Origin of the sequence: Aquidulcibacter sp. (genome assembly GCF_049239865.1) — a bacterium.
Classification (GTDB): domain Bacteria; phylum Pseudomonadota; class Alphaproteobacteria; order Caulobacterales; family Aquidulcibacteraceae; genus Aquidulcibacter.
This window is the reverse complement of record NZ_JBMLTR010000075.1, coordinates 27,856-41,560: the sequence shown is the minus strand read 5'-3', so window position 1 is coordinate 41,560 and position 13,705 is coordinate 27,856. Positions and strand designations below refer to the sequence as shown.

General features: G+C 56.6%; 15 protein-coding genes, 3 tRNA genes and 1 other RNA gene. 7 read left to right on the top strand and 12 right to left on the bottom strand.

Annotation, left to right across the window (positions count from 1 at the left end):
* Positions 1 to 81: 81 nt before the first annotated feature.
* Both ACOVRA_RS05120 and ACOVRA_RS05115 read right to left on the bottom strand, forming a co-directional pair.
* Positions 82 to 166 (bottom strand) — tRNA-Leu (locus ACOVRA_RS05120).
* Between the two features lie 91 nt (positions 167 to 257).
* A complete protein-coding gene (locus ACOVRA_RS05115) occupies positions 258 to 530 on the bottom strand; it encodes a FliM/FliN family flagellar motor switch protein (RefSeq protein WP_269798756.1) in 273 nt (90 codons plus the stop codon).
* A 75-nt stretch (positions 531 to 605) separates the two neighbouring features.
* On the opposite strand from ACOVRA_RS05115, the gene lipB reads away from it, so the two are divergent.
* Both lipB and ACOVRA_RS05105 read left to right on the top strand, forming a co-directional pair.
* Positions 606 to 1,274, top strand: coding sequence for a lipoyl(octanoyl) transferase LipB (gene lipB, locus ACOVRA_RS05110; protein ID WP_421719358.1), 669 nt, complete (start codon positions 606 to 608; stop codon positions 1,272 to 1,274).
* Between the two features lie 46 nt (positions 1,275 to 1,320).
* On the top strand, positions 1,321 to 2,475 hold the full coding sequence (locus tag ACOVRA_RS05105) for a DUF1176 domain-containing protein (protein WP_421719357.1): 1,155 nt from the start codon (positions 1,321 to 1,323) through the stop codon (positions 2,473 to 2,475).
* Positions 2,476 to 2,489: 14 nt separating this feature from the next.
* On the opposite strand, the gene gatB is transcribed toward ACOVRA_RS05105, so the two are convergent.
* A complete protein-coding gene (gene gatB, locus ACOVRA_RS05100; protein ID WP_421719356.1) occupies positions 2,490 to 3,983 on the bottom strand; it encodes an Asp-tRNA(Asn)/Glu-tRNA(Gln) amidotransferase subunit GatB in 1,494 nt (497 codons plus the stop codon).
* A 232-nt stretch (positions 3,984 to 4,215) separates the two neighbouring features.
* Here gatB and ACOVRA_RS05095 point away from each other — a divergent pair, with 232 nt between their 5' ends.
* Both ACOVRA_RS05095 and ACOVRA_RS05090 read left to right on the top strand, forming a co-directional pair.
* Positions 4,216 to 4,431, top strand: coding sequence for a type II toxin-antitoxin system HicA family toxin (locus tag ACOVRA_RS05095; RefSeq protein WP_421719355.1), 216 nt, complete (start codon positions 4,216 to 4,218; stop codon positions 4,429 to 4,431).
* Between the two features lie 114 nt (positions 4,432 to 4,545).
* On the top strand, positions 4,546 to 5,067 hold the full coding sequence (locus ACOVRA_RS05090) for a type II toxin-antitoxin system HicB family antitoxin (RefSeq protein WP_421719354.1): 522 nt from the start codon (positions 4,546 to 4,548) through the stop codon (positions 5,065 to 5,067).
* Positions 5,068 to 5,147: 80 nt separating this feature from the next.
* Here the strand turns inward: ACOVRA_RS05090 and ACOVRA_RS05085 are convergent.
* From ACOVRA_RS05085 to ACOVRA_RS05065, 5 genes are all read right to left on the bottom strand, one after another.
* Positions 5,148 to 5,224: transfer RNA gene (locus ACOVRA_RS05085), tRNA-Arg, on the bottom strand.
* Positions 5,224 to 5,532 carry an ETC complex I subunit gene (locus ACOVRA_RS05080; protein ID WP_298226493.1) on the bottom strand — a complete coding sequence of 103 codons (309 nt, stop codon included), beginning with the start codon at positions 5,530 to 5,532 and terminating at the stop codon, positions 5,224 to 5,226. The genes ACOVRA_RS05085 and ACOVRA_RS05080 overlap by 1 nt, the downstream gene beginning before the upstream one ends.
* 103 nt (positions 5,533 to 5,635) lie before the next feature.
* Positions 5,636 to 5,712: transfer RNA gene (locus ACOVRA_RS05075), tRNA-Pro, on the bottom strand.
* A 66-nt stretch (positions 5,713 to 5,778) separates the two neighbouring features.
* On the bottom strand, positions 5,779 to 6,279 hold the full coding sequence (locus ACOVRA_RS05070; protein ID WP_421719353.1) for a DUF192 domain-containing protein: 501 nt from the start codon (positions 6,277 to 6,279) through the stop codon (positions 5,779 to 5,781).
* A gap of 84 nt (positions 6,280 to 6,363) precedes the next feature.
* Complete coding sequence (locus tag ACOVRA_RS05065; RefSeq protein ID WP_421719352.1) at positions 6,364 to 6,891, bottom strand: cold-shock protein; 528 nt, start codon at positions 6,889 to 6,891, stop codon at positions 6,364 to 6,366.
* A 260-nt stretch (positions 6,892 to 7,151) separates the two neighbouring features.
* On the opposite strand from ACOVRA_RS05065, the gene parE reads away from it, so the two are divergent.
* From parE to ACOVRA_RS05050, 3 genes are all read left to right on the top strand, one after another.
* The gene (gene parE, locus ACOVRA_RS05060; RefSeq protein ID WP_421719351.1) at positions 7,152 to 9,167 is read left to right on the top strand and encodes a DNA topoisomerase IV subunit B; all 2,016 of its coding nucleotides are present in this window, start codon (positions 7,152 to 7,154) and stop codon (positions 9,165 to 9,167) included.
* Positions 9,136 to 9,417 (top strand): DUF1272 domain-containing protein, encoded by a 282-nt coding sequence (locus ACOVRA_RS05055; RefSeq protein WP_421719350.1) that lies wholly within the window; start codon positions 9,136 to 9,138, stop codon positions 9,415 to 9,417. Before parE ends, ACOVRA_RS05055 begins: the two co-directional genes overlap by 32 nt.
* A 66-nt stretch (positions 9,418 to 9,483) precedes the next feature.
* Positions 9,484 to 10,653 (top strand): saccharopine dehydrogenase family protein, encoded by a 1,170-nt coding sequence (locus tag ACOVRA_RS05050; protein ID WP_421719349.1) that lies wholly within the window; start codon positions 9,484 to 9,486, stop codon positions 10,651 to 10,653.
* Between the two features lie 12 nt (positions 10,654 to 10,665).
* On the opposite strand, the gene recR is transcribed toward ACOVRA_RS05050, so the two are convergent.
* The 4 genes from recR to ffs form a co-directional block, all read right to left on the bottom strand.
* Positions 10,666 to 11,292 carry a recombination mediator RecR gene (recR, locus tag ACOVRA_RS05045; RefSeq protein WP_421719348.1) on the bottom strand — a complete coding sequence of 209 codons (627 nt, stop codon included), beginning with the start codon at positions 11,290 to 11,292 and terminating at the stop codon, positions 10,666 to 10,668.
* A 2-nt stretch (positions 11,293 to 11,294) separates the two neighbouring features.
* Positions 11,295 to 11,618 (bottom strand): YbaB/EbfC family nucleoid-associated protein, encoded by a 324-nt coding sequence (locus tag ACOVRA_RS05040; protein ID WP_298226504.1) that lies wholly within the window; start codon positions 11,616 to 11,618, stop codon positions 11,295 to 11,297.
* 48 nt (positions 11,619 to 11,666) lie between these two features.
* Positions 11,667 to 13,544: a DNA polymerase III subunit gamma/tau gene (locus ACOVRA_RS05035; protein ID WP_421719347.1), complete on the bottom strand. Its 1,878-nt coding sequence runs from the start codon at positions 13,542 to 13,544 to the stop codon at positions 11,667 to 11,669.
* A 36-nt stretch (positions 13,545 to 13,580) separates the two neighbouring features.
* Positions 13,581 to 13,679: signal recognition particle sRNA small type (ffs, locus tag ACOVRA_RS05030), an RNA gene on the bottom strand.
* Between the last annotated feature and the right edge of the window lie 26 nt (positions 13,680 to 13,705).

Below are 13,705 nucleotides of genomic sequence, written 5' to 3'. Positions count from 1 at the left end.
CGTCATGTCGTAAGCCCCTAAGTTTGTTTGCCTGTATCATCATGCTGGTAGCAGATACAGGCATAAAAGCCATCTTTCCGTTGGTGTGCCCAAGAGGACTCGAACCTCCACGGGTCTCCCCACTAGCACCTCAAGCTAGCGCGTCTACCAGTTCCGCCATGAGCACGTTCCGGAAAGAGCGGCGCTTTTAGTAGAACACGCCGCCATTGTGAAGCCCTATCGCCTGCATCTTGCCAGTTCCAAACAGTGAAGGACTGTTATGGACCTGCCATATAGTCATAAACATCGGCTTCGCCGGTGATTTCAACTGAAATCTTGTCATCATCCAGTTGGATATCGCCACGGGCCACAGGGTGGTTATTGACCAAGACCCAAACGGGGTCATTCGGCGAGGCCGTGAGCGGAATAACCGCGCCGCGACCCATCCGGAGCAATTGGTGCATGGGCAAGGAAGATCGTCCGACCAAGACCGAAATTTCGACCATGACCTTCTCAATCTGCGAGGGGGGGTGTTCACTATCATCTGTCACGAGACTAGATAGAGCCCATGAGTGTTGGAACTTGGTTAACGCGCGTAAAGATACTGCAAATTCTGGAGAAAAAACGTGATTGAATGGGCCGTATCGGAAAAACCCGTCGAATATGAGGCTGCGGTGGCCTTTATGGAGGGCCGCGCGGCTGAAATTGCGGCTGGAGCGGCGAATCAATTGGTTTGGTTGCTGGAGCATCCGCCCCTTTATAGCGCGGGTACCAGTGCGAAACCGTCAGACCTCCTGCCCGGCGCAAGCTTTCCAGTGTTCAAGAGCGGGCGTGGCGGGCAATATACCTATCATGGCCCCGGCCAGCGTATTGCCTATCTCATGCTCGACCTGCGGCATCATAAGCGCGACGTACGCGCCTTTGTTCAATCCGTCGAAAACTGGGTAATCGACGCGCTGGCCCAATTTACAATCAAGGGCGAACTGCGTTGTGGCCGCGTCGGCGTTTGGGTTGACCGCACCCATCCAGGCTTTGCCCGTCACGAAGACAAAATCGCCGCCGTGGGCTTAAGGGTCAAAAAATGGGTCAGCTTTCACGGCATCAGCCTGAATGTGGAGCCAGATCTCACCCACTTTAATGGAATCATCCCGTGCGGCATTTCTGAAAGCGGTCTGGGCGTGACCAGCCTTGTCGATCTGGGCCATCCGGTTACCTATGGAGAAGTCGACGAAGCGTTACGGCAAACTTTTGTGGCTCGCTTTGGACCGGTGACATCGGTTGCTGCGCCCCTTTAATGGCCAAGCTTCTGCCTTCGCGTAGAAGGCCATTGACGCAAAGCCAATGGCTGATATGCCCCTGCATATGAACCTGTCTGTCGCCAAACCGCTTCTCCTGCCTCTCGCGCTCGCAGGCTTATTCATCACTCCGGCACAAGCGCAAAGCCTGCCCAAGGATTATCGCGATTGGAGTGTGAACTGCAGCAATATCAAGACCTGCACCGCGATTTCGATCTCTGGCCTCAATGAAATGGGCATCGGCACACGCCCGCGCGGCGTTGCAGTCGACACGGAAATGGGCTGGCTTTGGGTAGAGCTTGAGGCGGGGCCAAGCGCCAAGCCAAAGATCATTTATTCAGGCCTCTATGATGCAAGCCAGACCAGCAACAAGGAAGGCAGCTTGCGCATCGTGGGTCGGGACGGGCGGCCTTTAGCAAACGGTGTCTTTGTGCTGACAGCCCATGAGAGCGGCGCAAGCCAATTGCGTGGTGCAGATGTGGATCGGTTCATCGCTGTAGCCAAATCGGGCCAAGCAATTGTTTATTCAAGCGGAACCAGTCGGACCGTTCAATCCTTTGCCAGCCTATCGGGCTTTGTTGCCGCCCTTCGCGCCATAGAAGCGCTGCAAGGACGCACAGGCACTGTCGCCGCTTGGGTGGATGTGGGCAAGCTGGCGCGCGAGCGCGTGCCCCCTGCCCCGGCAGCCCCACGCGTGAATGCGCTTGGTTTTACCAAGCTATCGAGCCGAACCACGGTACCGAAACTGGTGAGCGACCGCCGTAAGGCTGAATGCGACGATAGCGACCGATTAGATCCCGGCGGTCAGGGCATTGAGGGCTTCAATCTCGGCAAGGGCCGCACCTTATGGGCAATCCCCTGTGGCGCTGGGGCCTATAATATGTGGTCAAAATTCTATCTGCAGACCAATTCAACCAAGCTGGAACCTTATCGATTCTCGACGCCAGAGCCGGCCGCTGACGAGGAAGATGCCAACAGCCTTGTGAATGTCAGCATTGAGCCTGAAACCGGCCAAATCAGTGCCTTTTCAAAGGGCCGCGGCATTGGCGATTGCGGATCGGCCGAAACCTACACTTGGGACGGCACAAACTTTGTGTTGACTAGCTTGATCGAGATGAACGCCTGCAGCGGACTGATGCCCGATTTCTGGCCCGTGCGGATCAAAACCGAAATGGTGGCGCCCATCAAATCCAAGCGCTAGAAACGCTGGGGTAATTACAGCCCCAGCTTCGCCTTGATCACTTCATTGATGACCGCAGGGCTGGCTTTGCCGCCGGTTGCCTTCATCAATTGGCCAACCCACCAACCAAGCGCTTTAGGCTTGGTCCGGGCTTCCTCAACCTTGTCAGGGTTAGCGGCGATCAACGCGTCGACCGTCTCTTCGATCAGGCCCGTATCGGTTTCTTGCTTCAGGCCTTCACGCTCCACGATGACCAAGGGCGCGTCGCCAGTTTCAATCATGCGCGGGAAGACGTCCTTGGCAATCTTACCATTGATTGTGCCATTGCTGATCAGATCGACCAATTCGCCCAAACGCTCAGCCGAAACAGGGGTCTCGGCCAAGGTCTTGTCATGCTTATTCAGCCAGCCGAACAATTCAACCGTCATCCAGCTATTCACCAGCTTAGCATCACGGCCTTTGGCTGCGGTCTCAAAGAAGTCTGCCGCATCCTTGTCTGATACCAGCACGGCCGCGTCGTAGGGCGAGAGGCCATAATCGGCTTTGAAGCGCTGCTTCTTGGCGTCGGGCAGCTCTGGTAGGCTGGCTTTGATCGCATCCACCCAAGCTTGATCCAGCTCTAGAGGCAATAGATCCGGGTCTGGGAAATAGCGATAATCATGCGCATCTTCTTTCGAACGCATGGAACGTGTTTTGCCTGTCTTCACATCGAACAAGCGGGTTTGTTGCGTGATGGTACCGCCATCTTCGAGAATCTCAATTTGGCGGCGCGCTTCATAATCAACAGCCAAGGCGACATAACGCGTCGAATTCACATTCTTGATTTCACAGCGCGTGCCGAAAGGCGTACCGGGCTTGCGCACCGACACATTGACGTCTGCCCGCATCGAGCCTTCATCCATATTGCCGTCGCAGGTGCCAAGGTAGCGGACCAAAGCGCGCAATGTTTTGAAGTAATTGGCCGCTTCCTCACTTGACCGGATGTCGGGCTTGGAGACGATTTCCATCAAGGCACAGCCCGAACGGTTCAAATCGACATAAGTCGCGCGCGGGTCGAGATCATGGATCGACTTACCCGCATCTTGTTCCAAGTGAATGCGCTCAATGCGAATGGGAACCGTTTCGCCATTATCGCAATCAACGTTCAACGTGCCCTCACCCACGATGGGGTGGGCGAACTGGCTGATTTGATAGCCTTGTGGCAAATCGGGATAGAAATAATTCTTCCGATCAAACCGGCTCCACAAATTGATCTTAGCCCCAAGGCCAAGGCCAGTCCGCACCGCTTGCTCAACGCAATAGCGGTTCAAGACAGGCAACATGCCGGGCATGCCCGCGTCCACTAGGCTGACATGGGCGTTTGGTGCGCCGCCATAAGAGGCGCTGGCACCGGAAAACAGCTTAGACTGCGCACTCACCTGCGCGTGGACTTCAAGGCCCACAATGATTTCCCAATCACCCGTGGCCCCAGCCACAAGTTGGTCGGGACGGGCGGAGCGGATATCAAGATCATTAGCGAGTGTGGTCATGAAGCCTTCATAACGGGGCAGAGCGGTTTGGCAAAGAACGCAAAACACAAAGAACTGGCGAGGCTGGTCGGGCACGCCGTTACGCCCAGCGTCAGAATAAGACCGCTTATAGAGGTCGAAACACAACCATCAAGGTGGAAATGATATAAGAACGTGCCGAAAAACACGCATATCCTACGTACTTTCACCTTGCAACATTCCCGAAAATACATATAATAAACGTATTACAGCAATGAATTTGATGGCGAAGACCAAGGTAATCGGCACCCGTGAGATTCAAAAAATTCTGAAGGAAAACGGATTTTGGGTTGAACGAACAAAAGGAAGTCACGAACGCTGGACCAATGGCCCTCTGAGCGTAACCATCATTACCAATACCGACGCTTTTAAATTGAAGACATTACGCAGCATATACCGACAGGCTGGTCTTCCTTGGCCGCCAAGTTAAAGGGGCAGACTAGGATAGAAACGAGCAGGAAGAATACCTGTCAAATTGAGATGAAGAAACAAGACGTCAAGATCGTGACCAAGTGTGCAGTAAAGGCACGACAGGAGTTGAGATATGCGAACTGATTTCTATACCTGCGCCTTTACGCGGGACCCAGACGGCGGTTGGACTGCCGTCGTCCTCGACCTGCCAGGCGTTGTGAGCGAGGGCGAAACCTTCGCAGAAGCCCAATCCAATATCAGCGAAGCCCTAGAACTGGATGTTGAAGCCCGTCGCGCCCGGCCAGAGGCAGTGCCTACGCCACGACCAATTGCAGATCTTATGGATGATCCGGACTTGGCCGGGGAGCTGGAGGGTGCAACCTTGGTTCAGATTGCTGCACCCTTACCGCCGCCGAAGTCTGTTCCCATCACGATGACGATTGATGACCACTTGCTGGCCAATGTAGATCAACTCGCTAAGTTTTTGCGGGTCAGCAGAAGCAGCTTCTTTGCGGATGCTGTTCGAGACAAAATGGAGAGCCTAACCGGCAAGCTGTCGCCCTATGATATTCGTGTCGATTCATCTGCGGGTGAGGCAATCGAGGCTCGCCCTATCTCCAAACGGCGGACGACGAAGCGGCGCGTGGTAGCCTGATCCTAGGCCGAAGCTTGAAACAGGCGACCATCATTGGTCATCCATTCTTTCATTCGAAACGCGACACCTTAAAAAGGGGATGGCGACCCAAGCAGGGCTCGAACCTGCGACCGTCCGCTTAGAAGGCGGATGCTCTATCCTGCTGAGCTATTGGGCCTAGTGAGACCAGGGTTCACGGCGGTAAAAGGTGAAATTATCAGAGTACGCACGCGGAATGCGCTTAGGCTCTTGCCGATCAATAACCTGAAACGCCAGATTATACTTTTGCGCATAGGCAATTGCCTCGTCGCGCGTATCAAAGGTCAGACGTACTTGGCCTTGAGTATCGGATGATGAGGTCCAGCCCATCAAGGGGTCAGACGAGCGGACAGCGTTTGATTCAAACTCCAACATCCAAACATTGCTCTTGGCCCGGCCCGACTGCATGGCGGTTTTGGCTGGACGGTAGATTTTTGCAAATGTCATGAAGGCCTCGAAACTAGATGTCTCATCATGAGCGCGTTCGGCAGAAATGTAAAAGCGGGCAATGCATTAAAACAGCATGTCCCGCTTGTAACATCGACCAAAATGGTCGGGGAGACAGGATTCGAACCTGCGACCCTCTGGTCCCAAACCAGATGCGCTACCAAACTGCGCTACTCCCCGAGAGGCGCGCGTATAGCGCGACCAGACCGATGAGGGCAAGCGCTCTAAACAGATTTTACTGAAGTCTCATTTTTTTGCGCGAGCCGGCGCGAAAATTCGGTGGGTTACGCGCTGGCCTGCAGCCAATCCCAACCGGCGAGATTCACCAGCGCCAATCTCAAGAACCGCCAGCACTGGGCCGTCTGACGGGATAAGCGCCCGCGACAAGGGCTGTGCATTGGCCGCAATATTGGCGATGCGCCCATCGGCACGAATGAAAATCAGGTCGAGCGAAACGAGCGTGTTTTCCATCCAAAAGGTTGCCGCTTCTGGCGTTTTAAAATCAAACAACATGCCCGTGCCGCGGGGCACGTTGGTCCGCCACATCATCCCTATCTCACGCGAACGTGGGGTATCTGCCATTTCCACATTGAAAGACCGAACACCCGACGGCGTCGCGATGGACAATTTTTCAACCCTTAGGCCGCGCTGCGGCCCTTCAATCGCTACCGCTTGGGCAAACGATGTGGACGGAAGGGCGACACAAGCCATGAAGGCGAGGAGAATGAAGTGCAGAAGCTTTGTCATGCCCTTCCCTATCACGACCTGTTGAGGTCCGCCAAGATGGCAGACACGCGCCAAACCGGTAGAGACTTAGCCCACGTTAAGCTGTCAGGCACGCACGACCGCAGTCGCCACTGCACCTTTGGCGCTGCGCTCCACCCGAGCGCGCAACACTTCCCCGCCGTCCACCAAATCAATCCCGCCGCGGCGCAGTGTGGCCACGTGGACGAAGATATCTTCAGACTCTGCGCCTTCGCTGGTCAGGCCGGCAAAACCATAGCCTTTGGAGCGGTTGAACCATTTGACGGTGACTGGAACAAATTGATCCACATCTTCTGGCGGTGGCCGGAACACGGGTCGCAGGCTCAAAATCCCGACAACTTGCAGGCCGCGATCGCCCTCCGCGGTCAAAACGGTGATCTCATCGCCTTCCTTGGGGATTGCGGTGGCGTGCTTTCGCAGCACGCTGACGTGCAGTAAAGCGTCGATTTCACGAGGATTTTCACTGTCACCGACCTTTAGCTGGACAAAGCCAAAGCCTTTGACAGGGTCAAACCATTTTACAATGCCTTCAGCCAAGGAGCCTAATGGTTCTTTACCCATGGCTAGGACGGTTTCTAATAATTGATGTGTCACAACTCTTGATCCCTTCGCTCAAATTGGTACAGCGCGAGGCTTGTCACGCGGGACTTCTAGATCGAGCTCTAGGAGAGCCCCCCGCACCCGAGCCCTAACGTTACTATAGGGTAAGTAAACACAGGGTTTACAAGAGCGCAAGATGTTTATGGAGAGAGCGAAAGCCGCTGTTAGCTACCACAAAGGCTTGACCCACAGCCCAAACAAGAGCCCATATCAGGCCGCTTTCATCCGCATTAGAATTCAAGGAATCCCGCCGAATGGCTGCCAATGCCGCTCCGAAATCTGGTTTGTTTGATGACCTAGAGCCCGCAGGTGTCTCTGCAGCCACCGCAGGTTATTCCGCGAAGGATATTGAGGTTCTCGAAGGCCTAGAGCCCGTTCGCAAGCGGCCCGGCATGTATATTGGCGGCACCGATGCGCGCGCCATGCACCATTTGTTTGCCGAAGTGCTCGACAACTCAATGGATGAAGCAGTTGCAGGTCACGCCACGCGCATTGAAGTGACCTTAGAGGCCGATGGCGCGCTTGCCGTTTCCGATAATGGCCGCGGCATTCCCATCGACCCGCATCCCAAATATGTCGACAAATCTGCCCTTGAAGTCGTTATGACCGTTTTGCATGCGGGCGGTAAATTCTCAGACAAAGCCTATCAGACTTCGGGTGGCTTGCACGGCGTGGGTGTGTCGGTGGTCAATGCGCTGTCCGATCGCCTCGAAGTCGAAGTAGCGCGCGACAAGCGGCTTTATCGCATGGCGTTCTCACGCGGTATCCCACAAGGCCCGATTGAACATTTGGGTCCCGTCCATAATCGTCGCGGCACAGTTGTGCGGTTTCACCCCGATCCAGACATCTTCGGCGAAGGCGCAAGTTTGGACCCGGCGCGCTTATTCCGCATGGCGCGATCCAAGGCCTATTTGTTCCGTGGCGTTGAAATTCGCTGGAAGTGCGCGCCAGAGCGTATCCGCCCCGGCGATTCCACACCTTTGGAAGAAGTCTTGTGCTTTCCAAACGGTCTGGCCGATTATCTCCAAGGCAGTATTGGTGAAGCCCCCACTGTCACCACCACCATGTTTGCTGGCCGCACGGCCCAATCTGGCGGTCATGGCGCGGTAGAATGGGCTTTGACGTGGGGTGTGCGTGGTTTTGGCGACCGCGACGGGTTCTTGCTGTCCTATTGCAATACCATCCCGACGCCAGAAGGCGGCACGCATGAACAGGGCCTGCGGACCGTCATCTCCAAGGGCTTGCGCAATTATGGGGAGTTGGTGGGCGATAAAAAGGCTGCCCAAATCACCTCTGAGGACGTGTTTGGCACCGCAGCAGCGTTGATCAGCGTGTTCGTGCGCGAACCTGAATTTGTCGGCCAAACCAAGGACCGGTTGGCAACCGCAGAGGCCGCCCGCATTGTTGAGAATGCTATTCGCGATCCATTCGACCAATGGCTGGGCGCAAGCCCGCGTGAAGCCCGCGCCTTGCTGGATTGGGCGATTGCCCAAGCCGATGACCGCCTGAAGCGGCGGAAGGAAAAAGAAGTCCAGCGCCAAAGCGCCACGCGCAAATTGCGCTTACCGGGCAAGCTGGCCGATTGTGCGCGCCAAGATGCGATTGGGACAGAAATCTTCATCGTCGAAGGCGATTCGGCAGGTGGCAGTGCCAAACAGGCGCGCGACCGAAATACCCAAGCCATTTTACCCCTGCGTGGTAAAATCTTGAACGTCGCCAGCGCAGGTGGGGATAAGCTTGCGGGCAATCAGGAACTCTCCGACCTCGCCCTTGCACTGGGTGTTGCACCTGGCAGCAAGTTCCGGGTGCAGGATTTACGCTATGAGCGCGTCATCATCATGACGGACGCTGACGTCGACGGGGCGCATATCGCCGCTTTGCTGGCCACTTATTTCTTCCGCGCCATGCCGCAATTGGTCCATTCAGGCCGCTTGTTTGTGGCTTTGCCGCCGCTCTATCGCCTGACCCATGGCGGCAAGACGGTTTATGCCAAGAATGATGCGCATAAGGATGAGTTGTTGAAGACCGCCTTCAACCCGCGCGCCAAAGTCGAAATCGGTCGCTTCAAAGGCTTGGGCGAAATGATGCCGGCGCAATTGAAAGTCACGACCATGAACCCGGCCACCCGCACACTTGCGCGCTTGGTTATCCCCGAGGGTGATTTGCCAAGTGTGGGCGAGCTCGTTGAGACATTGATGGGGCGCAAGCCTGAGCTGCGCTTTAAATGGCTTCAGGAAAATGCCCGCTACGCGGAAGAGCTGGACGTCTAGGGCGATGCTGGCACTCAAGCCAAATTGCGAATGCTGTGATCGCGATTTGCCCGCAAATAGTGCCGAGGCCTTTATCTGCACCTTTGAGTGTACCTATTGCGAGGCTTGCGCCATGGGTAGGCTCTCTGGAACTTGCCCGGCCTGCCAAGGAAATTTGGTCCCGCGCCCGATCCGGCCAGCCGCCGCTTTGGCCCGCTTTCCCGGACAAATAGAGCGGGCACCGCTTAAGGCCGCGTGCCAAGCAAAATAGGTCTGGCCCTCTTGCCCTTGCGCCCTTTCCGCGCCACACACCTCCAAAGAATGAGGGAGAAACGGCATGAGCCAAGAATTTGATATTATCGTATTTGGCGCGTCTGGCTTTACTGGCCGATTGGTCGCGGAATATCTCGCCGCCACCTATCCAACCGGCGTGCGCTGGGCCATGGGTGGCCGCAGCCTTGAGAAATTGGCGCAAGTCCGCGATGAAATTGGTGCGCCCAAGGATACGCCGCTGGTGGTCTGCGACAGCGATGATGCAGCCTCTCTGAAAGACATGGTCACTTCCACCAAAGTCGTTCTGACCACAGTTGGACCCTATCAGCTGTACGGCAATGGCTTGGTTGCCGCTTGTGCCGAGCATGGCACGGATTACGTCGATTTGTGCGGCGAGCCTGCGTGGATGCGCAAAATGATCGACGCGCATGAGGCCGCGGCCAAAGCCTCTGGTGCGCGGATCGTGTTCTCTTGCGGTTTTGACTCCATCCCCTTCGATCTTGGCGTGCAAATGGCGCAAGAGGCGATGATCGAAAAGACTGGCAGCCCAGCAACCAAGGTCAAAGGCCGCGTCCGCAAAATGAAGGGCACCTTCTCAGGCGGCACAGCTGCGAGTTTGAAGGCCACCATGGCTGCCGCCATGAGCGAACCCGGTGTACTCGATCTCTTGCGCAATCCGTTTGCCTTGACTCCCGGCTTTGACGGCCCAACCCAGCCCCATGGCATGAAGCCCTATCTGGACGAAGAAATGGGCGTCTGGGTCGCGCCATTCGTGATGGCCCCCATCAATACCCGCAATGTGCACCGCACCAATGCGCTGCTCGGCCATAAATATGGCGCAGGTCTTGTCTATGAAGAGATGATGGTCACGGGCCCTGGCGAAAAAGGCCAAGCCATGGCGAATGCGATTGCAGGCGATAAGAGCCTTGGCGGTGAAGGTGGGCCAAAGCCCGGTGAAGGCCCTTCCAAGGAAGAGCGCGAGACAGGCTTTTATGACGTGCTGTTTATTGCCCAATCCGATTCAGGTGCCGAAGTCCAAGTCGCGGTCACGGGCGACCGCGATCCAGGCTATGGGTCCACATCGAAAATGATCGCGGAATCGGCTTTGTGCCTCATCAACGAGGCCAAGGATGCTGCCGGCGGGATTTGGACGCCCGGCGCCGTCATGGGCCCTGCCCTGCGTGCCCGCCTTGTGAAAAGCGCTGGCCTCACCTTCGACGTGGTGGCCGGCTAAAGCCAAGAGACATCAGACGCTGCGGCGCGCTTTTAGGGCCGCCAGCAGCGTCCCGTCGTCCAAATGATCCAATTCTCCACCCACGGGCACGCCATGGGCCAGTTTGGTGGTCGCCACCCCGCTATCGGCCAAAACATCGGCGAGATAATGAGCGGTGGTTTGGCCTTCAACCGTGGCTGCCAAGGCCAATACGACTTCGGTAATGCCGCCTTGTTGGATGCGCGACATCAGGCTGCCAATCCGCAAGTCTTCCGGGCGCACACCGTCTAAAGCCGACAAGACGCCACCCAGCACATGATACTGGCCATAATAGGCACCGGAGCGCTCCAGTGCCCATAAATCACTGACTTCAACAACCACGCATAAGGTGCTCTGATCGCGGGCCGGGTCACTACAGACCGAACAAGGGTCTTGGGTATCGAGATTGCCACATCGCTGGCAGGCTTTCACTTTTTCGGCTGCCTCGGCCAAAGCTTGGCCGAGTGGTTGCATCAGGCCTTCGCGTTTCTTCAAGAGATGGAGCGCAGCCCGACGGGCTGAGCGCGGCCCAAGGCCCGGCAATTTAGCCAAGAGCGAGACGAGGCGCTCGATCTCCGGGCTTGCTGTGGCGCGCTTGGTCCGCGCATTCCGGTCCGTCATGATCAGAAAGGCATCTTGAAGCCGGGGGGCAGAGGCAAGCCACCCATCAAGTCCTTTTCCATCGCCGCACGGCTGGCTTCGACCTTTTTGCGGGCATCTTCAAAAGCGGCCTTGATCAAATCCTCAAGGATTTCGACATCTTCAGCCACGCACAGGCTGGGATCGATCGAGATCGCCAACAGCTTACCTTCACCATTACTGGTGATTTTCACCATGCCGGCACCTGCGCTGCCCTCGGCTTCGATCTTTTCCATTTTCTTATGCGCATCTGCCACTTTCGACTGCATCTGCTGCATGGTCTTCATCAATCCGCCAAGGTCTTTCATTGCACTCGTCCTGTCAAAAAGGGATACGCCATGATCCCGAATTAAGTTCTAGTCGCCGACGCGGCGGCGGTTAAAGTCCACCGATAGGACATTGCTGACCTCAGCGTCACCGTCTTCATCGCCGTCCTCAACGACAGCTTCCAAGGCCACTTCTGGGACCGGTGCAGCGCGGACGTCGAGAATGCGGGCACCGGGAAAAGCTCTCAGTGCCGCAACGACTTCGGGGGCCTGTTTAGCGGCATCGACCCGCTCAACCTCCAAACGCTTGTTCCGCTCGGCAATACTCTCTTGCCCGCCAGAGCCCGCTTCTACCAGCCAGTCGTCGCCAGTAAGGGCAGACAGCGCTTCCACGGCGCGCTTTTGAAGGTCTACCGGCGCATTGGGCAAAAGCTCGATCACCAAGCGGCCGGGCTCGAGGCTGACTGGGCGGACAAAGCGTTCCAATTCTGTCACGAGCACAATTTCACGGGCGTCTTCAAGCGCTTCGAGCAAGCCTTCAAAGCTTAAACTCGGCTGCGCGGCTGATGTAGGTGTAGGCTGCGCGGCTTGGGGTACCAAGGCGGCCGTTGGGCCAGCACTGTGGCCTTGGGACGATGCTGGGCCCGGCGAGCCAGAGGTCGCCATGGGCTGGCCAATCAAGAGACGGGCTAAATCTTCAGGCGGCGGCAATTGCTGGGCAGCGCACGCGCGCAACAAACACATTTCAGCGGCTTGGACCGGATCAGGTGCCCGGCCCGATTCTTCAAAGCCCCGCAAGATCAATTGCCACAGGCGGCCAAGCGCGGCAGGTGTGGTACTGTGCGCAAAGGCCTTCATTTGCTGGATATGGTCGCTTGCGCCTGCGGGATGCCAATCGGCACCCAGAACATCCCCGCGCGAGATCTCGTGGGTTAAGTCCATCAAGTCGCGCAGCACAAGGCCCGGATCAGCGCCTAAATCATATTGTTCGCGGAAAGCTTGTAGCGCCGTCTTGGCATCGCCCTTGAGGATCGCGCCCAGCAAATCCATGGTGCGGGTCCGGTCAGCCAGACCCAACATGTCGCGGATCTCGGTGCCGGTGACCCCATTGCCCTGATCCTGAACTATGGCTTGATCCAAGAGCGAAAGGCCGTCGCGAGCAGAGCCTTCGGCCGCGCGTGCAATCAATTCCACGCCGTCGCGCGCAATCTGCGTGCCTTCACGACTTGCGATCTTTTCCAAATAATCGGCCAGCACCACGGGCTCAATCCGGCGCAAATCAAAGCGTTGGCAGCGCGACAAAATGGTGACGGGGACCGAGCGAATTTCAGTGGTTGCAAAGATGAATTTCACATGCGGAGGCGGCTCCTCCAACGTCTTCAACAGCGCGTTGAACGCGCTCTTTGACAGCATGTGCACTTCGTCGATGATATAGACCTTGTAGCGCGCCGCGATTGGGCCATAGCGCACCCCATCGAGCAATTCGCGCATATCGCCCACCCCGGTGCGCGAGGCGGCATCGAGTTCAAAGACATCGGGATGATTGCCCCGCGTGATGGCTTCACACTGGCTGCCGAGCGGATCAAGCTGGATCGAAGGCCGATCAATCGTCTCCGTTTGATAATTGAGCGCGCGCGCAATCAGGCGGGCTGTCGTGGTTTTGCCGACCCCGCGCACCCCGGTCAGCATGAATGCATGGGCGATACGGTTAGAGGCAAACGCATTGGTCAAGGTGCGAACCATCGCCTCTTGCCCAATCAAATCTTCAAAGCGTTGGGGCCGATATTTGCGGGCCAGCACCAAATAAGGTTGGGCACCCTGCTCAACTGCGGTCTTTTGTGGCACCTCTGCAGGCTCACCAAACATCGACAAGGTCAGATCGTCCGGCTCAGCATCGGCTTGGTCGTACCCAGAAAATCCTCCTGACTGTGGAAGATCACCTTCACCGCCAAGATCCGTTTCGTCCATGCTGGGGTTCCAAACTGTGGGTGCGCACAGGTAAAAGGGTGGAGACCGAACGGCGACCCATAGCGAAACTCGTTGCGGCTGCTTCCTTCCGGACCTGACCGAATTGGCGAGGACTACGTCCACCGCCGATCTCCACCCCCCATATCGCAAGTCAGGTCGCT